The sequence below is a fragment of the Streptosporangium oxazolinicum genome (genome assembly GCF_039537505.1).
Taxonomy (GTDB): domain Bacteria; phylum Actinomycetota; class Actinomycetes; order Streptosporangiales; family Streptosporangiaceae; genus Streptosporangium; species Streptosporangium oxazolinicum.
On sequence record NZ_BAABAQ010000011.1, the window covers coordinates 16,457 to 34,143 of the forward strand.

The following is a 17,687-nucleotide window of genomic DNA, read 5'->3' on the forward strand; positions in this document are numbered from 1 at the left end:
CGATGGCTCGTCGCGCTTTTCCCCGCGCCCTCGCGGGTGCCCTCGCCAGCGCTTTCCTCGGCGCGGTCGCCGCGCGTGCCGCGTACGCCGCCTTCACCCGCAGGCCCCCGGTCGGCGACGCGGAGACCTGGGCCCGCACGAACCACCGGGGCGAGCCGATCACCCTGCTCGAAGGTCCGGCGTTCGTCGCCGGAGCCGGTGCCGCCGCGGCCGTGCTCCCCGGGCTGCCCGGCGGCGTCCGCGTGGCGGCGCTGCTCGCGGTGGCGGGCGGCGGTGGGCTCGGAGCCTACGACGACCTGTACGGCGCGACCTCGTCCAAGGGGTTCAGGGGGCATCTGAGCGCCCTGGCCAAGGGCGAGGTCACCAGCGGGGCCGTGAAGATCCTCGGCATTGGCGCGACCGGCCTGGCCGCCGCCGCCCTCACCTCCTCGGGCCCCCTCGACGTCGCCGTCAACGGCGTGTTGATCGCCGGGAGCGCCAACCTGGCCAACCTCTTCGACCTGCGGCCAGGGCGTGCCGTCAAGGTGGGCCTGCTCGCCGGCGCGCCCCTGCTCGCCGCCGGGCTGCTCGGTGACGATCCGGTCCCGGCCACCCTGGTCGCGCTCCCCATGGGGGCCGCCGCCGCGCTGCTGCCCGAGGACCTCGGCGAGCGGGCGATGCTCGGCGACGCGGGGGCCAACGCGCTGGGCGCGCTCCTCGGCCTGGCCGCCGCCGTCACCCTGGGCCGACCCGGGCGTCTGGTCGCCCTCGGCACCGTGGTCGCGCTCACCGCCGCCTCGGAGAAGATCAGCTTCACCAAGGTGATCGCGGGCAACTTCGTCCTGAACCGCCTCGACATGCTGGGTCGTCGCCCTGTGGAGCAGGCACCCACCTCCCGATGAGCACGAGGATCGCGCGGGGAGTGGCGGGAGCGGCACTCCTCATCGGAGTCGTGACCGTCCTGGCCCGGCTCGTCGGCTTCGGCCGCTATCTCGTCCAGTCGCAGAGCGTCGGCAACAGCTGCCTGGGCACCGCCTACAACACCGCCAACTACGTGCCCAACATCGTCTTCGAGCTGGTGGCGGGCGGCGTGCTGGCCGGGATGGTGGTGCCGGTGCTGGCCTCGGCGGCCTCCAGGTCGGACGACGACCCCGAGGCCAGGGCGGAGGTGAGCAGGACCACCTCGGCGCTGCTCACCTGGGCGATGCTCGTCCTGGTGCCGCTGACGCTGCTCATCGTCGCGTTCGCCGGGCCGATCGTCGCGCTGCTCGTGGGCGATCCCGCCCCGTGCGACCTGGCCGGCGTCGTCGAGGCCGGCACCGGCATGCTCGTCGTCTTCGCCCCTCGGATGATCTTCTTCGGCCTGGCCGTGGTGCTGTACGGAGTGCTCCAGGCCCACCGGCGGTTCATGGGCCCGGCCCTGGCGCCGCTGGTCTCCAGCCTGCTCATCGTCGGCTCCAACCTGCTGTTCGAGGTGGTCAACGAGGACGCCGCCAAGGACCTGTCGGCTTTGAACGGCGCCGGGCAGCTGTCGCTCTCCCTCGGCGCGACCGTCGCCGCCGCCGCGATGGTGCTCACCGTCGTCGGGCCGGTGTCCCGGCTCGGGCTCCGGCTGCGGCCCGCGCTGACGTTTCCGCCGGGCGTCGCGGCGACGGCGCGGCGGCTCGCCACCGCGGGTCTCGCCGTGCTGATCGCGCAGCAGGTCACGCTGATCGTCGTCATCCGCCTCGCCAACAACCTGGGCGGCGAGGGTGCGATCGCCGCCTACACCTACGCCTGGGCGCTGTACCAGCTGCCGTACGCGGTGCTCGTGATGCCGATCGCCACCAGTTCGTTCCCGGTGCTGTCCACCCGGGCGGCCGAGGGGGACACCCCGGGGTTCGACGCCCTCACCGCCTCCACCACCCGGATCGTCCTCCTGGTGACGGGGCTCGCGGCCGGGGTGATGGCGGCGGTCGCGGTGCCGGTGTCGCAGGTGTTCCTGAAGGGGACCGCGGGCGGCGACCCGGCCGAGATGGCCAGGGGCGTCGCGCTGTTCGCGCCGGGCCTGCTCGGGTACGCGCTCATGCTGCACCTGGCCCGCGTCCTGTACTCCTGCGGGCGGGGCCGGTCGGCGGCCGTCGCCTCGGTGACCGGATGGGCCGTCGCGCTGGTGGCCCAGATCGTGCTCGCCCACACCGCAGGGGATCGGGCCGATGTGGTCGGGCAGCTGGCGCTGGGCAGCACCGTCGGCATGACCGTCGGCGGGGTGCTTCTCACCGTCGCGGTTCTCCGCGCCAGGGGCGCGTCCGCGCTGGCCGGGACGCCGCGCACCCTCCTGGCGACCCTGACCGGCGGCGCCTCGGCCTGGGGGGCGGGGCTCGCCCTGGTCGGCGTCTTCGGCGCGGTCTCCACGTGGGAGTCCGTGGCGGTCGGGCTCGCCGCGGGTGTGGCCGGGGTGGCCGTGTTCGCGGCCGTGGCGATGACGATCGACAGGCAGGACGCCCAGGCGCTGCTGGCGAGGCTCCGCCGGGGGTCCGCGAGGGAGGGGATCCGTTCCGATGAGTGATCAGGGCAGGCGCGTGGCACTCGTGCTGGGGACGAGCACGGGAGGGGTCGGCCGGCACGTGGCCATGCTGGCCGGAGGGCTGGTGCGCGGCGGCCACCGGGTGGTCGTGGCGGGTCCGCCGAGTACGGAGCGCGCCTTCGGCTTCGCCGCCCTCGGCGCGCGTTTCGTGCCCGTGCCGATCTCCGACCGGCCTCGCCCGGCCGACGACCTGCGGGCGGTCCTCGCGCTCCGGGCACTGCGCGGGGCGGACGCCGTGCACGCCCACGGGCTACGGGCCGGGGCCCTGGCGGCGATCGCGCTGGCCGGGACCGGGACCGGCCTGGTGGTGACCCTGCACAACGCCGTCACCTCGGGCGGTGCGATCGGTGCCGTCTACGGTCTCCTGGAACGGATCGTGGCCCGTCGCGCCGACCGGATCCTGGTCGTCTCCCCGGACCTGGGGGAGCGGATGACCCGCCTGGGGGCCGGGCGGGTCGAGGCCGCCGTCGTTCCCGCGCCCCCGCTGCCCCCTTCGGGGCGCGAACCCGGCGACGTACGGCGAGAGCTCGGCACGGGTGATCGGGTGATCTTCTTGACGGTCGCGAGGCTCGCCCAGCAGAAGGGCCTGGAGACCCTGCTCGACGTCGCGAAGGCCCTGCGGGAGGTTCGTGGGGGCGCGGGGGCCGCGTCGGGTTCGGTGGAGGCCGAGCCGGTGCCGGGCCTGACGGAATCCGTGCGCGGACGGGGCTCGCGGGAGCGGGCGCCCGAGGTCGTGTTCCTGGTGGCGGGGGAGGGTCCGCTGCGGGGGGAGCTGCGAGCGCGGATCGACAGGGAGAACCTGCCGGTGCGGCTGCTCGGCGACCGCGCCGACGTGGGGGATCTGCTCGGGGTGGCGAGGGCGTTGGTGGTGCCGAGCCGCTGGGAGGGACAGCCGCTCACCGTGCAGGAGGCCCTGCGGGCGGGCACTGCGGTCGTCGCCACCGCGGTGGGCGGCGTCCCGGGGATGGTGGGCGAGGCCGGGCTGCTGGTGCCGTACGGGGACGTCGCCGCGATGCGCGACGCGGTCGCGAGGGTGCTCGCCGACGACGGCCTCGCGGAGAGACTGGCCGGTGCCGCCGCCCGGCGAGGCCGTGAGCTGCCGGGCGAGCCGGAGGCGCTTGAGGCGGTGCTCGCGGTCTACACGGGACTCTCGGGCTGAGCGCGCGGACGGTGCTCGCGGTCCGGCCGCGCGTGGGGGGGGGTCGCGGTCCGTGCCGTGTGAGGGTGTTCGCGGTTCGTACCGCGTGCTGCGGTTCGTGGTTCGTACCGCGTGCGGGGTGTGGGGTTCGCGTCGCGTGTCGCGTGTGGGGTTCGTGTCGCGCCTTCCCGCGCGATGTCGTCGCCCGAAGGGGACGCGGTTATCGGGGGCGGTCCGTGCTGTGCCCTTCTCGGGGAACGGGGGGGAATTTGCGGCTTATGTCGGTTTCCTTCGGGGAGCTGGGGAAGCGATGCCCGTGCCCTTCCGGGGCTGAAAGAGCGTGAAGGGGCCGGTGACGGGCGATTCCGGGGTTAGGGGGAACAAGCGAGGGTGTCGCAAGGTTGGATTAGGCGACGCCATGCCGGACGCCTATACTGGCGTGGTTAGGGGGGGAGTATCCCTTCGTGACAGTCTCGTCATCACGGTGTTGCCTCGCTCCACGAGGCCCCCGGGGCTGTCGGTCCGTGACCGTCCACCGATTTCACATCGGCGCGGTCTCACGCGGGCGGGAGAGACCTCCGGCAGTCAGTCGTGCGCGCCGCCGGAGGTTTATCAAACGTGAGTGTTCCCGTGTGGGCATGGTTCGCCGTCATCGGCGGCCTCCTCGTCGTCCTCGCCTTCGACCTGTGGATCGTCGACAGGGGCGAACCCCGAGAGTTCTCCTTCAGGCAGGCCGGGTTCTGGGTCGGCTTCTACGTCACGCTCGCTGTGCTCTTCGGCATCATGCTGTTGATCGTCGCCGGTCCCACCCCCGGAGGCCAGTTCTTCGCCGGGTATCTCACCGAGTACAGCCTGAGTATCGACAACCTCTTCGTTTTCTACATCATCATGACCCGCTTCGCGGTGCCGAAGATGTACCAGCACAAGGTGCTCCTGATCGGCATTCTGATGGCGCTGGTCATGCGCGGCATCTTCATCGCGATCGGCGCCGCGGCCCTGGCCAATTTCGGCTGGCTGTTCTACGTCTTCGGCCTGTTCCTGATCTACACCGCGGTGCAGCTCGTCCGCCAGTTCGGCGAGGAGGAGTCGGTCGAGGAGAACGCGGTCCTGCGGTGGGCCCGGCGGGTGCTGCCGCACACCGACAACTACGTGGGCTCCAAGATCATTGTAAAGGTCGACGGCAAGCGGATGGTCACCCCGCTGCTGATCGTCATGATCGCCATCGGCACCACCGACCTGCTGTTCGCGCTCGACTCGATCCCGGCGATCTTCGGCCTGACCACCGACGCCTTCATCGTCTTCACCGCGAACGCGTTCGCCCTCATGGGCCTGCGCCAGCTTTACTTCCTGCTGGGTGGCCTGCTCCAGCGACTGGTCTACCTCAGCTACGGTCTTGCGTTCATCCTTGGTTTCATCGGGGTTAAGCTGATCCTCGAGGCGCTGCACTCCAGCGGTGTCTCCTGGGCCCCCGAGGTGCCGATCTGGTTGTCCCTGTCGGTCATCGTCGTCACGATGATCGTCACCACCGTGATCAGCCTTGCGAAGGCTCGGCGTGACATCCGCGCGGGCAAGGAAAACACCACCCCGGCGAGTGTCGAGCAGGGCTAGCGAATCGGCGTGTGAGGCGCTTTGCTTGTCTCATTGCGCCTTATAAGGGCTAAGAGATGGGTAACATCCTGCCCCAGAGCAGGTAGACATACCGGTCTAATGCCGCAAGACATCACAAAGGTTCCCTGTGTCCCACGATTCAGCAAGCCACAGGCCAGGCCCACTCGGCCTGGCCCGTGGCGTCTCCCCGTGGTTGCTCCCGACCGTCGCCGCCGCCGCCGCGACATCCCTGCTCAGCCGTCGTGACCGGCGCTGGGCACTGGCGGCGGTGCCGCTGACAGCGCTCACCGGTGGGATGCTCTGGTTCTTCCGCGATCCGGATCGCACTCCGGGCACCGGGCGGATCCTGTCGCCCGCGGACGGCGTGGTGCAGAGCATCGACCCGTGGCCGGACGGCCGCACCCGGGTCGCGATCTTCATGAGCCCGCTCGACGTGCACGTCAACCGGGCGCCGCTGGCCGGCACGGTCACCTCGATGGAGCACGTGTCCGGCGGGTACCTCCCCGCGTTCAACAAGGACAGTGACACCAACGAGCGGGTCGTCTGGCACCTGGACACCGCCCTCGGCGACATCGAGATGGTCCAGATCGCCGGCGCGGTCGCGCGCCGCATCGTGCCCTACGTGGCCGAGGGGGCGAAGGTGGCCAAGGCGGAGCGGATCGGCCTGATCAGGCTCGGCTCGCGGGTCGACCTCTACCTCCCCGAGGGAATCGCCCCGGCCGTCTCCGTGGGCCAGAAGACGGTCGCGGGGGTGACGAGTCTTGACCACGGCTGACGCGAGCTGGCCGATGGACGAGACGGACGACGAGCCACGAGGACCCGTGGGCAAGGCGTTCCGCCTGTCGGCCGCGGACTCCCTCTCCCTCGGCAACGCCCTCTGCGGTTTCCTCGCGGTCTGCGTGCTCGCCTGGTCGGCCATCAGCGCGCTGCAGGAGGACAAGCCCTTCGCGGCCGACCCCCGGTTCTTCGGCACCGCCGTGGTGCTCCTGCTGATCGGCGCCACCTGCGACCTGTTCGACGGCCTGGTGGCCAGGAAGTTCCGCGCCTCGGCCATGGGCGCCGAGCTGGACAACCTCGCCGACGTGATCAGCTTCGGCTTCGCGCCCGCCTTCATGGTGGTCATCTGGGCGGGGTTCAATCAGCAGATCCCTTTTCTGCTGGTGATGGCCGCGGCGTCGTCGGTGCTGCTGGCCGGGGTCGTCCGGCTCGCGCGCTTCGCCTGCGTGAAGACCAAGAGCGGCGACTTCATGGGGCTGCCCATCCCGATGGGCGCGATGACCGTGGTCTCGGTCGTGCTGCTGTTCCCCCCGTCGATCTGGACGATCCTGCCCGTCTTCGGGGTGGCGTACCTCATGGTGAGCCGGATCGAGTATCCCAAGCCCAAGGGCAACCTGGCCGCCGCCGTGCTCGCCTGGATGATGATCAACGTTGCCTGCCTGACCATCTGGGTCGCGGGCCTGGCCGGTGGCGACACGTTGATCAAGGTCGGGGCGGTCATGCAGTTGACGATCGTGGCGGCCATCCCGCTGCGGGTCCTGATGTTCAAGCGGGAGAAGCGCAAGGAGCAGCGCAGGGCGTCCGCCGGGGTCGGCTGAGGCCGACCGCCCGGAGCGAGCCCCCGCCGGTTTCCCGATGGGGCGAGGGCGGCCGACGGTCGCGGATAGGCCATGCCGAGATCCGTTCTTGCCCCGGAATGTCCCGCTCCGCTTCCCCTGCCCGGCGCGGCTGCGTTCAATTGCCTCATGGCACCCGAGCCGCATGAGCACACGCGCACCTACTTCCTCGGCATGCTCGCCCGCGAGCTGGAGCTGAGAGGCATGAGCGTGACGCTCAGGCGGAACCCGCCGTCGCTGCGGGTCAGCGATCCGGAGGCGGCGATGTTCAGCGAGACCCTCGACTGCGTGCCGCTGGCCGAGGGCTGGTTCTACCGCTGGTCCTGGGGCGATCTGGTCGAGCGGGTGGAGGATCCGTCCAAGGCCGCGGATCGGATCCTCCGGGTCTTCGGCGGCTGACTCCCGCCTTCTCGCCGCGAGCGGTCACCGGCCGCGTTCGGGCGGTACTTCAGGCGGTACGGGGCCGGTCGCCTGTCACTCCCGCGCCCGGCGGTACCGGGAAAACGATTGCCCGCACCGCCCGTGCCCGGTGGTACCGGGGGCGTGGCGGGCGGTGCGGGGCCGGTCGCCCGCCACCGCCCGGCGGGGTGTCAGTGGCCCGTCACCAGCCGCGTTCGCGCCACTCGGGCAGTGAGGGGCGCTCGGTGCCGAGAGTGGTGTCCTTGCCGTGGCCCGGATAGACCCAGGTGTCGTCCGGCAGCCGGTCGAAGATCCGTTCCGAGACGTCGGCGAAGAGCTGGGCGAACCGCTCGGGATCCTTGTTGGTGTTGCCGACGCCGCCGGGGAAGAGCGAGTCGCCGGTGAACAGGTGGCCCGGGTAGTGCAGGGCGATCGAGCCGGGAGTGTGCCCGCGCAGGTGAATCACCTCCAAGCTGACCACGCCGACGGTGATCCCGTCGCCGTCCTCCACCTCCAGGTCCACCGGCACCGGCAGCGCCCCCGCGTCGAGCGGGTGGGCGATCACCGAGGCGCCGGTCGCCTCGGCGACCTCCTCCAGGGCCTGCCAGTGGTCGCCGTGCTGGTGGGTGGTGACGATCTTGCTGATCGGCTGGTCGCCGATGAGCTCCAGCAGCCGGTCGGGCTCGGCGGCGGCGTCGATGAGCGCGCCGTCGCCGGTCTGGGTGCACCGGATCAGGTAGGCGTTGTTGTCGAACGGGCCGACGGCCAGCTTGGCGATCGTCAGGGCGGGCAGCTCGCGCAGGTCGGCGGGGCCGCCGACCTGTACATCACCGGTGTACGTCACGGATTCTCCTCGGATCGGACGGGGTCGCGGGAAGGCGGGGCGGCGCTCGTCCCGCCCTCGTCACCATCATCATTCCGCCCGGCGGGCGGTGAGGGGCATAAGGGGGGTGTTCACATCGTTGAAACCGTGGGCCACCTGCGATATCCGAGGGGAGTCCGTAGTCTGGAGGGGGCGGGGAAGCGACTCCGGACGCCGGTCCGGAAAATTGTCGGTCCTCCTCGCTAGTCTTCCCGCGACCGCTTCCAACCCTCTACCAACGACGTCGGGACTGCTGTGGCTGACCGCCTCATCGTGCGTGGTGCACGTGAACACAACCTCAAGGACGTCTCGCTGGACCTTCCGCGAGACTCTCTGATCGTCTTCACCGGGCTGTCCGGCTCGGGCAAGTCAAGCCTGGCCTTCGACACGATCTTCGCCGAAGGCCAGCGCCGCTATGTCGAATCGCTGTCGGCGTACGCGCGGCAGTTCCTCGGGCAGATGGACAAGCCCGATGTCGACTTCATCGAGGGGCTCTCGCCCGCGGTGTCGATCGACCAGAAGTCGACGAGCCGCAACCCCCGGTCCACCGTCGGCACGATCACCGAGGTGTACGACTACCTGCGCCTGCTCTGGGCGCGCATCGGCAAGCCGCACTGCCCGCAGTGCGGGCGGGCGATCGCCAGGCAGAGCCCCGAGCAGATCGTCGACCGGGTCATGGAGCTGGAGGAGGGCACCCGCTTCCAGGTGCTCGCCCCGGTGGTCCGCGGCCGCAAGGGCGAGTACGCCGAGTTGTTCAGCCAGCTGCAGGCCAAGGGCTTCGCCCGCGCCCGCGTCGACGGCACCGTGGTCAGGCTGGACGAGCCGCCGACGCTGAAGAAGCAGGAAAAGCACGACATCGAGGTGATCGTCGACCGCCTCTCCGTGAAGGAGGGGGCGAGTAGCCGCCTGACCGGCTCCGTGGAGACCGCCCTGGGCCTGTCGGGCGGGACGATCACCCTGGAGTTCGTCGACCTGCCCGAGGACGACCCCAACCGCGAGCGTTTTTACTCGGAGCACCTCTACTGCCCCTACGACGACCTGTCGTTCGAGGAGCTGGAGCCCCGCTCGTTCTCGTTCAACTCGCCCTTCGGGGCCTGTCCCGAGTGCACGGGCCTGGGGGTGCGCATGGAGGTCGACCCCGACCTGATCGTGCCCGACCCCGAGAGGCCGCTGGGCGAGGGCGCGCTCTCCCCGTGGGCCGGTGGCCATACCAGCGATTACTTCGTCCGTCTGGTCGAGGCGCTCGGCCTGACCATGGGGTTCGGTCTCGACACCCCGTGGGAGCGGCTCCCCAAGAAGGCGCAGAAGGCCCTGTTGTACGGCCACGACGAGCAGGTCCACGTCCGCTACAGCAACCGCTACGGCCGCCAGCGCTCCTACTACACCACGTTCGAGGGGGTCATCCCCTGGGTGCAGCGCCGCCACGGCGAGTCCGACAGCGACGGCATGCGCGAGAAGTACGAAGGCTACATGCGGGAGATCCCGTGCCCGGCCTGCAAGGGGGCGAGGCTCAAGCCGGTCTCGCTCGCCGTCACGGTCGAGGACCGCTCGATCGCCGAGGTCTCGTCGATGTCGATCGGCGACTGCGCGACGTTCCTCGCCGGGCTGAAGCTGTCCGACCGCGACATGCAGATCGCCGAGCGGGTGGTCAAGGAGATCAACGCCCGGATGGGCTTCCTGCTCGACGTGGGCCTCGACTACCTGACCATGGACCGGGCCTCCGGCACCCTCGCCGGTGGCGAGGCGCAGCGCATCCGGCTCGCCACCCAGATCGGCTCGGGCCTGGTCGGGGTGCTGTACGTCCTGGACGAGCCCTCCATCGGCCTGCACCAGCGGGACAACCAGCGGCTGCTGGAGACCCTGATCAGGCTGCGCGACATGGGCAACACGCTCATCGTGGTCGAGCACGACGAGGACACCATCGCCGCCGCCGACTGGGTGGTCGACATCGGCCCCGGGGCCGGGGAGCACGGCGGCCAGGTCGTCGTCTCCGGCACCGTGGCCGACCTGCTGGCCTCGGAAGACTCGATGACCGGCGCCTACCTGTCCGGCCGCAAGACGATCGCGATCCCCGCCGCCCGCCGCAAGCGCGACAAGAAGCGGCAGATCACCGTGAAGGGCGCCCGCGAGCACAACCTCAAGGGCGTCGACGTGGAGTTCCCCCTGGGGCTGCTGACCGCGGTCACCGGCGTCTCGGGGTCGGGCAAGTCCACCCTGGTCAACGACATCCTCTACAACGCGCTGGCCAAGGAGCTGAACGGCGCGCGCACCGTCCCCGGCCGCCACGCGCGGGTCAACGGGATGGACCTGGTCGACAAGGTCGTGCACGTCGACCAGTCGGCGATCGGCCGCACGCCCCGGTCCAACCCGGCGACCTACACCGGCGTCTTCGACAAGGTCCGCGACCTGTTCGCGCAGACCACCGAGGCGAAGGTCCGCGGCTACCAGAAGGGCCGGTTCAGCTTCAACGTCAAGGGCGGCCGGTGCGAGGCCTGCTCGGGAGACGGCACCCTCAAGATCGAGATGAACTTCCTGCCCGACGTCTACGTGCCCTGCGAGGTCTGCCACGGGGCGCGTTACAACCGGGAGACCCTGGAGGTCCACTACAAGGGCAAGACGATCTCCGAGGTGCTCGACATGCCGATCGAGGAGGCCCTGGGCTTCTTCGACTCCATCCCGGCCATCAAGCGCTACCTGAAGACGCTCAACGACGTCGGCCTGGGGTACGTCAGGCTCGGCCAGCCCGCCACGACCCTGTCCGGCGGCGAGGCCCAGCGCGTCAAGCTCGCCTCCGAGCTGCAGCGCCGCTCCACCGGCCGGACGATCTACGTGCTCGACGAGCCCACCACCGGCCTGCACTTCGAGGACATCCGCAGACTGCTCGGCGTCCTGGGCAAGCTCGTCGACGGGGGCAACACGGTCATCGTCATCGAGCACAACCTCGACGTGATCAAGACCGCCGACTGGCTGATCGACATGGGCCCCGAGGGGGGCTCCCGGGGCGGCAGCGTGCTCGCCGTCGGCACGCCCGAGGAGGTCGCGCTGGTCGACGAGAGCCACACCGGCCGCTTTCTGCGCAAGATCCTCGGCAGCTGAGGGCCGGATTCCGGACCGGGTTCCCCCGTCAATACCCTTGACGCGGGAGCCCGGTTCCGCCGGGGATGACATTGCGAGAAGGGCCGCGATGAGCACGCAGGAGACCTCCGCCATGCCCGCGCGCAGGCAGGTGATCGCCGCCGCGGGGGCCGTGGCGTGCGGGGCGGCGCTGGTGGGGTGTGGCGGGGGGGAGTCCGCCGCCGCCGTCGTGCCGCCGGGGATCAAGGGGAAGGCCATCGCGCGGACCGCCGACATCCCGGTGGGCGGCGGCAAGGTGATCGGCAAGTGGAAGATCGTGATCACCCAGCCGACCTCGGGGGTGTTCAGGGCGTTCACGGCGAGCTGCCCGCACCGGGGGTGCGCGGTCGGCAGGATCGGGGACGGCGTCATCCGCTGTCCCTGTCACGGCAGCGAGTTCGCCGTCGACTCGGGGAAGTGCCTCAAGGGCCCGGCGGAGGCGCCGCTGGCCCAGTACGCCCTGAAGGTCGAGGGCGACGAGATCATCATGGTCTGACGGCCCGCGCCGCCTCCTTCCTCCGGGGAGGCGCGGGCTCACCGGGTTCGCCGGGGCCGGTGCGCCGGGTCCGGGCGGGTCCGAAAGCCCGCGACGAGGGTTTCCGGAGGGATTCTCCGGGTGGCCCGGAAAGAGCGCCGAGGGGGTAATTCTTCACAGTCTCCTGACGCGATGTGCGGCATGCTGAACCGTCATCGGGGTGCCAGCCGTACCTGAAGATGATGATTCTGGAGGATATACATGACTGAGACGACGCGTCGTACGGTGATATTGAGCGCCGGTGGGGCCGGGATGGCCGCGGTGCTGACCGCGTGCGCGGGGTACGGGGAGCCCGCGTCGGACGGCGGGGACACGTCCTCGACCGCCTCCTCGCAGGCGCCGGAGGCGGCCGAGACGAGCGCGGGCGCCGACTCGGGCGGCTCCGGGGCGAACGCCCTGGCCAAGACCGCGGACATCCCCGAGGGGGGCGGCAAGGTCTTCAAGGACGAGAAGATCGTGATCGTTCAGCCGGCCGCGGGGGAGTTCAAGGCGTTCAGCTCCGTCTGCACCCACCAGGGGTGCGACGTCGACACGATCGCGGACGGCACCATCGACTGCCCGTGCCACGGCAGCAAGTTCAAGATCGCTGACGGTTCCGTGGCGAACGGCCCGGCCACCAAGCCGCTGGCGGAGAAGGCGATCAAGGTGGACGGCGACTCCATCGTCCTCGCCTGAGGCTCGGCCGCGCGCCCACCGCCGGGAGGAACGTTCCGGCGGGGGCCGCGGGAGGCCGTACGGCGCGCGGGACGGCCCCACGGCGCCGGGCCATCCGGCGGCGGAGCGGCATGGAACGGCACGGAGCGGTACGACCGCCGGGTGGGGCCGTCCCGGCCCCGGGCCGGTGGGAAGGCCGGGTCATCGTGTTCCCGTCCTGGCGTCGGGCCGGAAGGTTCCCGTCCTGGCGTCGGGCCGGAAAGCCGGGCCGCGTGAGGCGCGGAGTCCCGTCGCCTCCCGGCCGCGTGCCGTCCGGGAATCTGTAAGGAAAGCTGTCGGTCCGGGCCGATAGGCTTTTCATGTGGCGAGATCTGTGGGTGGCCCCGCGAGTTTCCGGCCGAAGCCGGGGTCCATCCCCGAGTTCCCAGGCGTCTACCGGTTCAAGGACGCCGACGGCCGGGTCATCTATGTCGGCAAGGCCAAAAGCCTGCGTCAGCGGCTCAACTCCTACTTCGCCGACTTCGCGGGCCTGCATCCGCGCACCCAGACCATGCTCACGACCGCCGTGGGCGTCGACTGGACGGTCGTCGGCACCGAGGTCGAGGCCCTCCAGCTCGAATACTCCTGGATCAAGGAGTACGACCCGCGGTTCAACGTCAAATACCGCGACGACAAGTCCTACCCCTACCTCGCGGTCACCATGGGGGAGGAGTTCCCCAGGGTCCAGGTGCTGCGCGGCGCCAAGCGCAAGGGCACCCGCTACTTCGGCCCCTACTCCCACGCCTGGGCGATCCGGGAGACCGTCGACCTGCTGCTGCGGGTCTTCCCGATCAGGAGCTGCTCGGGCGGGGTGTTCAGGCGGGCCGCGCAGATCGGCCGCCCCTGCCTGCTGGGTTACATCGACAAGTGCTCCGCCCCCTGCGTCGGGCGGGTCACCGCCGAGGAGCACCGGGAGCTGGCCGACGACTTCTGCGAGTTCATGGCGGGCAACACCGGCCGGTTCATCAGGCGGCTGGAGCGCGAGATGCGCGAGGCCGCCGTCGAGCAGGAGTACGAGCGGGCCGCCAGGCTGCGCGACGACATCCAGGCGTTGCAGCGGGCGATGGAGAAGCAGGCCGTGGTCCTCGGCGACAACACCGACTGCGACGTGGTCGCCCTGGCGGAGGATCCGCTGGAGGCCGCCGTCCAGGTGTTCTACGTCCGGAGCGGGCGCATCAGGGGCCAGCGCGGCTGGGTGGTCGACAAGGTCGAGGAGGCCGCGCCGGGCGAGCTGGTCGAGCAGTTCCTCCTGCAGATGTACGGCGACGCGGCCGCCGAGGCGCTGCCCAGGGAGGTGCTGGTGCCCGTCCTGCCCCCCGACGCCGAGGCGGTCACCGAGCTGCTCGGCGAGCAGCGCGGGGCGCGGGTGGAGATCAGGGTCCCCCAGCGCGGCGACAAGAGATCGCTGATGGAGACCGTCGAGCGCAACGCCGTCGAGTCCCTGAAGCAGCACAAGCTGAGGCGGGCCAGCGACCTGACCGCGCGCAGCAGGGCGCTGCAGGAGGTCGCCGACGCCCTCGACCTCGACCAGGTGCCGCTCCGCATCGAGTGCTACGACGTCTCCCACATCCAGGGCACCGACGTGGTGGCCTCCATGGTGGTGTTCGAGGACGGCCTGGCCCGCAAGAGCGAATACCGCAGGTTCTCCGTGCGCTCCACCGAGGGTGACGTCGCCTCCATCCACGAGGTGATCTCCCGCCGGTTCAAGCGCTACCTGGAGGAGCGCTCCGCCACCGGGGAGCTCGACGCGGCCACCGGGATCGAGCTCGAGGAAGAGCCCGCCGAGGGGCCGGATGAGGAGCCGCGGACGCCCGGCGTCGACCCGGAGACCGGCAGGCCGCGCAAGTTCGCCTACCCGCCCAACCTCGTCGTCGTCGACGGCGGTCCCGCGCAGGCCGCGGCGGCCCGCAGGGCGCTCGACGAGCTGGGCGTGGACGACGTCGCGGTGTGCGGCCTGGCCAAGCGGCTGGAGGAGGTCTGGCTGCCCGGCGAGGACCTGCCGGTGATCCTCGCCCGCTCCAGCGAGGCCCTTTACCTTCTTCAGCGGGTGCGCGACGAGGCCCACCGCTTCGCCATCACCTACCATCGATCCAAGCGGTCGAAGAGCGTCAGGGAAAGCGCTCTGGACGAGGTCCCCGGCCTCGGCCCGGCCCGCAGGCAGGCGTTGATCAAGCATTTCGGATCGGTGAAACGGCTGCGGGAGGCGACCGCGGCGCAGATCTGCGAGGTTCCCGGGATCGGCCCCTCGACGGCCGAGACGATCGTGTCGGCCTTGAAGGGGCAGAACCCATGAGCGAAAGAGAGCCCGCGTTCGTCCTCGTCACCGGAATGTCGGGGGCGGGGCGGAGCACCGCCGCCAAGGCCCTGGAGGACCTGGGGTGGTTTGTCATCGACAACCTGCCGCCCGGGTTGCTGTTCGCCATGGCCGAGGAGGCGGGCCGGGTCAAGCTCGCCGCCGACAAGGTGGCCGCGGTGGTCGACGTGCGCAGCCTGGCCTTCACCAGCGACCTCAACAGCGCGATCGAGGAGCTGGAGGGGCGCGGCGTCGCCGTGCGCGTGGTGTTCCTGGAGGCCAGTGACGAGGAGCTGGTCCGCAGGTTCGAGAACGTCCGCCGCCCGCACCCGCTGCAGGGCGACGGCCGCCTGGTCGACGGGATCGCCCGCGAGCGCGGCATCCTGCGCGAGGTCAGGGCCAACGCCGATCTGGTGATCGACACCTCCAACCTCAACGTCCACGAGCTCCGCGGGAAGATCGTCGCCTTCTTCGGCGGGGAGGACCGCCCCGGCCTGCGGGTCAACGTCGTCTCCTTCGGCTACAAGTACGGCCTGCCCGTCGACGCGGACCTGGTCGTCGACTGCCGGTTCCTGCCCAATCCCCACTGGGTTCCCGAACTTCGCCCCATGAACGGACTGGACGCTCCCGTACGGGAGTACGTTCTCAACCAAGCGGGTGCGAAGGAACTCCTCGACGCCTACGAGGAGGTGTTCGCCATCATCGCCTCCGGCTACACCCGCGAGGGCAAGAGCTACGCCACGCTCGCCGTCGGCTGCACCGGCGGCAAGCACCGCAGCGTCGCCATGGCCGAGCAGATCGGCGGCCGGCTGCGCGACAGGGGTGGCATGGAGGTGCAGGTGAGCCATCGGGATGTGGGCCGGGAGTGAATGAGGGTCTCAAGATCGTCGCGCTGGGTGGGGGACACGGGCTGTACGCCTCGCTGTCGGCATTGCGGAGGGTCACCTCCCGGCTGACGGCGGTGGTCACCGTCGCCGACGACGGGGGGTCGAGCGGCCGTCTCCGCCGCGAGCTCGGTGTGCTTCCCCCGGGAGACCTGAGGATGGCCCTGGCCGCGCTGTGCGGTGACGACGAGTGGGGGCGCACCTGGAGCGAGGTCGTCCAGCACCGCTTCCGCAGCGAGGGCGACCTGCACGGCCACGCGATCGGCAACCTGCTGATCGTGGCGCTGTGGGAGCGGCTCGGCGACACGGTCTCCGGGCTCGACTGGCTCGGGCGGCTGCTCGGCGCGCACGGGCGGGTGCTGCCGATGTCCTCGGTGCCGCTCGACATCGCCGCCGAGGTCGAGCTGGACGGCGAGGTGAGCACGGTACGCGGCCAGGTGGCCTGCGCGCTCACTCCCGGGAGGGTCCGGGCCATCTCGCTGCTGCCCGAGGACCCGCCGGCGTGCCCCGAGGCCGTCCAGGCGGTCCTCGACGCCGACTGGGTGGTGTTCGGCCCCGGCTCCTGGTTCACCAGCGTGCTGCCCCACCTGAAGGTGCCCGAGCTGGCCGAGGCGCTGCACGCCACCCGCGCCCGCCGCCTGGTCGCGCTGAACCTCGCCCCGCAGGCGGGGGAGACCGACGGCTTCTCCCCCCAGAAGCACCTGGAGGTGCTGCGCCAGCACGCGCCCTCCCTGGAGATCGACGTCGTCGTCGCCGACACCGGGGTGATCGACGACCGCGACGAGCTGGAGAAGGCCGCGGCCGACCTCGGCGGGAGGCTGGTCCTCGCCTCCGTGGCGGACGAGGACGGCTCCCCGCGACACGATGCACAACGTCTTGCCTCCGTCCTGGACGAGATTTTCCGTGAGAAGCGTTGATCCTGGTCAGCGGTGCTCAGGAGTGCGAGAAACTTCTGTGAGCCCGATTTATCTCGGGCCGCATGGGGTCTGTATGGGGGAGGACGAACGCGCATGGCGATGACAGGTGTGGTCAAGGACGAGCTGAGCAGGCTGCCGGTCCTGAAGCCTTGCTGCCGTAAGGCCGAGGTGTCGACGCTGCTGCGGTTCGCGAGCGGGTTGCACCTGGTGAGCGGCCGGATCGTGATCGAGGCCGAGCTCGACACCAACGTCACCGCCCGACGGTTGATCAAGGACATCGGTGAGGTCTTCGGGCACAAGGCGGAGGTGCTCGTCCTGGCCCCGGCCGGATTGCGCAAGGGTTCGCGCTACCTCGTGCGGGTCTACCGCGACGGGGAGGCGCTCGCCCGCCAGACCGGTCTGATCGACAACCACGGGCGCCCGGTCCGCGGCCTGCCCCGCCAGGTCGTCGCGGGGGCGACCTGCGACGCCGAGGCGGCCTGGCGGGGGGCGTTCCTGGCGCACGGCTCGCTGACCGAGCCGGGCCGTTCGATGTCGCTGGAGGTCACCTGTCCCGGGCCCGAGGCGGCGCTCGCGCTGGTCGGCTCCGCGCGGCGGTTGAAGATCCACGCCAAGGCCAGGGAGGTGCGCGGCGTCGACCGGGTGGTGGTCCGTGACGGTGACGCCATCGGCGCGCTGCTGACCCGGCTGGGCGCCCACGACAGCGTGCTGGCCTGGGAGGAGCGGCGGATGCGCCGCGAGGTCCGTGCGACGGCCAACCGGCTGGCCAACTTCGACGACGCCAACCTGCGCCGTTCGGCCCGCGCCGCGGTCGCCGCGGGGGCCAGGGTCCAGCGGGCCCTGGAGATCCTCGGGGAGGAGGCCCCCGAGCATCTGGTGATCGCCGGTCGCCTGCGGGTGGAGCACAAGCAGGCGTCCCTGGAGGAGCTCGGCCAGCTCGCCGACCCGCCCCTGACCAAGGACGCCATCGCCGGTCGCATCCGCCGCCTGCTGGCCATGGCCGACAAGCGGGCTCAGGACATCGGCATTCCCAACACCGAGGCCAATCTCACCGTCGACATGCTGGCCCCGTAGGTCTCCCCGCCG

Annotated in this window: 15 protein-coding genes; 14 read left to right on the forward strand and 1 reads right to left on the reverse strand. The window is 70.9% G+C overall.

The window, feature by feature from the left end; translation table 11 throughout:
* The first annotated feature begins 2 nt into the window (after positions 1-2).
* The 7 genes from ABD817_RS26345 (at position 3) to ABD817_RS26375 (ending at position 7,303) form a co-directional block, all read left to right on the forward strand.
* Positions 3-881 carry a hypothetical protein gene (locus ABD817_RS26345; protein ID WP_344920838.1) on the forward strand — a complete coding sequence of 293 codons (879 nt, stop codon included), beginning with the start codon at positions 3-5 and terminating at the stop codon, positions 879-881.
* Entirely contained in the window at positions 878-2,527 is a 1,650-nt protein-coding gene (gene murJ / locus ABD817_RS26350; protein ID WP_344920839.1) for a murein biosynthesis integral membrane protein MurJ, read from the forward strand. The genes ABD817_RS26345 and murJ overlap by 4 nt, the downstream gene beginning before the upstream one ends.
* Positions 2,520-3,704, forward strand: a complete 1,185-nt coding sequence (locus ABD817_RS26355) for a glycosyltransferase family 4 protein (protein WP_344920840.1) — start codon at positions 2,520-2,522, stop codon at positions 3,702-3,704. The genes murJ and ABD817_RS26355 overlap by 8 nt, the downstream gene beginning before the upstream one ends.
* A gap of 597 nt (positions 3,705-4,301) precedes the next feature.
* The gene (locus ABD817_RS26360; RefSeq protein ID WP_344920841.1) at positions 4,302-5,291 is read left to right on the forward strand and encodes a TerC family protein; all 990 of its coding nucleotides are present in this window, start codon (positions 4,302-4,304) and stop codon (positions 5,289-5,291) included.
* Between the two features lie 127 nt (positions 5,292-5,418).
* The gene (locus ABD817_RS26365) at positions 5,419-6,066 is read left to right on the forward strand and encodes a phosphatidylserine decarboxylase (RefSeq protein WP_344920842.1); all 648 of its coding nucleotides are present in this window, start codon (positions 5,419-5,421) and stop codon (positions 6,064-6,066) included.
* A complete protein-coding gene (gene pssA / locus ABD817_RS26370) occupies positions 6,053-6,886 on the forward strand; it encodes a CDP-diacylglycerol--serine O-phosphatidyltransferase (RefSeq protein WP_344920843.1) in 834 nt (277 codons plus the stop codon). The genes ABD817_RS26365 and pssA overlap by 14 nt, the downstream gene beginning before the upstream one ends.
* A gap of 147 nt (positions 6,887-7,033) precedes the next feature.
* Positions 7,034-7,303, forward strand: a complete 270-nt coding sequence (locus tag ABD817_RS26375) for a hypothetical protein (RefSeq protein ID WP_344920844.1) — start codon at positions 7,034-7,036, stop codon at positions 7,301-7,303.
* 202 nt (positions 7,304-7,505) lie between these two features.
* Here the strand turns inward: ABD817_RS26375 and ABD817_RS26380 are convergent, their stop codons facing one another.
* The gene (locus tag ABD817_RS26380) at positions 7,506-8,147 is read right to left on the reverse strand and encodes an MBL fold metallo-hydrolase (protein WP_344920845.1); all 642 of its coding nucleotides are present in this window, start codon (positions 8,145-8,147) and stop codon (positions 7,506-7,508) included.
* A 273-nt stretch (positions 8,148-8,420) separates the two neighbouring features.
* Between ABD817_RS26380 and uvrA the strand changes: the two genes are divergently transcribed.
* From uvrA to whiA, 7 genes are all read left to right on the forward strand, one after another.
* Positions 8,421-11,261, forward strand: a complete 2,841-nt coding sequence (gene uvrA, locus ABD817_RS26385) for an excinuclease ABC subunit UvrA (protein WP_344920846.1) — start codon at positions 8,421-8,423, stop codon at positions 11,259-11,261.
* Between the two features lie 88 nt (positions 11,262-11,349).
* The gene (locus ABD817_RS26390; protein ID WP_344920847.1) at positions 11,350-11,775 is read left to right on the forward strand and encodes a Rieske (2Fe-2S) protein; all 426 of its coding nucleotides are present in this window, start codon (positions 11,350-11,352) and stop codon (positions 11,773-11,775) included.
* 240 nt (positions 11,776-12,015) lie between these two features.
* The gene (locus ABD817_RS26395) at positions 12,016-12,489 is read left to right on the forward strand and encodes a Rieske (2Fe-2S) protein (RefSeq protein WP_344920848.1); all 474 of its coding nucleotides are present in this window, start codon (positions 12,016-12,018) and stop codon (positions 12,487-12,489) included.
* Positions 12,490-12,841: 352 nt separating this feature from the next.
* Positions 12,842-14,800 (forward strand): excinuclease ABC subunit UvrC, encoded by a 1,959-nt coding sequence (gene uvrC / locus ABD817_RS26400; protein ID WP_344921177.1) that lies wholly within the window; start codon positions 12,842-12,844, stop codon positions 14,798-14,800.
* Entirely contained in the window at positions 14,797-15,669 is an 873-nt protein-coding gene (rapZ, locus tag ABD817_RS26405) for an RNase adapter RapZ (protein ID WP_344920849.1), read from the forward strand. Before uvrC ends, rapZ begins: the two co-directional genes overlap by 4 nt.
* Positions 15,670-15,683: 14 nt before the next feature.
* Entirely contained in the window at positions 15,684-16,601 is a 918-nt protein-coding gene (locus tag ABD817_RS26410) for a gluconeogenesis factor YvcK family protein (protein ID WP_329093993.1), read from the forward strand.
* Between the two features lie 93 nt (positions 16,602-16,694).
* On the forward strand, positions 16,695-17,675 hold the full coding sequence (whiA, locus tag ABD817_RS26415; RefSeq protein ID WP_329079024.1) for a DNA-binding protein WhiA: 981 nt from the start codon (positions 16,695-16,697) through the stop codon (positions 17,673-17,675).
* Positions 17,676-17,687: the final 12 nt, after the last annotated feature.

What these genes read in the sequence shown, in the direction of transcription:
- ABD817_RS26345 (WP_344920838.1), top strand. Translation starts at nt 3, where the DNA reads ATGGCTCGTCGCGCTTTTCCCCGCGCCCTCGCGGGTGCCCTCGCCAGC.
- murJ (WP_344920839.1), top strand. Translation starts at nt 878, where the DNA reads ATGAGCACGAGGATCGCGCGGGGAGTGGCGGGAGCGGCACTCCTCATC.
- ABD817_RS26355 (WP_344920840.1), top strand. Translation starts at nt 2,520, where the DNA reads ATGAGTGATCAGGGCAGGCGCGTGGCACTCGTGCTGGGGACGAGCACG.
- ABD817_RS26375 (WP_344920844.1), top strand. Translation starts at nt 7,034, where the DNA reads ATGGCACCCGAGCCGCATGAGCACACGCGCACCTACTTCCTCGGCATG.
- ABD817_RS26390 (WP_344920847.1), top strand. Translation starts at nt 11,350, where the DNA reads ATGAGCACGCAGGAGACCTCCGCCATGCCCGCGCGCAGGCAGGTGATC.
- ABD817_RS26395 (WP_344920848.1), top strand. Translation starts at nt 12,016, where the DNA reads ATGACTGAGACGACGCGTCGTACGGTGATATTGAGCGCCGGTGGGGCC.
- rapZ (WP_344920849.1), top strand. Translation starts at nt 14,797, where the DNA reads ATGAGCGAAAGAGAGCCCGCGTTCGTCCTCGTCACCGGAATGTCGGGG.
- whiA (WP_329079024.1), top strand. Translation starts at nt 16,695, where the DNA reads ATGGCGATGACAGGTGTGGTCAAGGACGAGCTGAGCAGGCTGCCGGTC.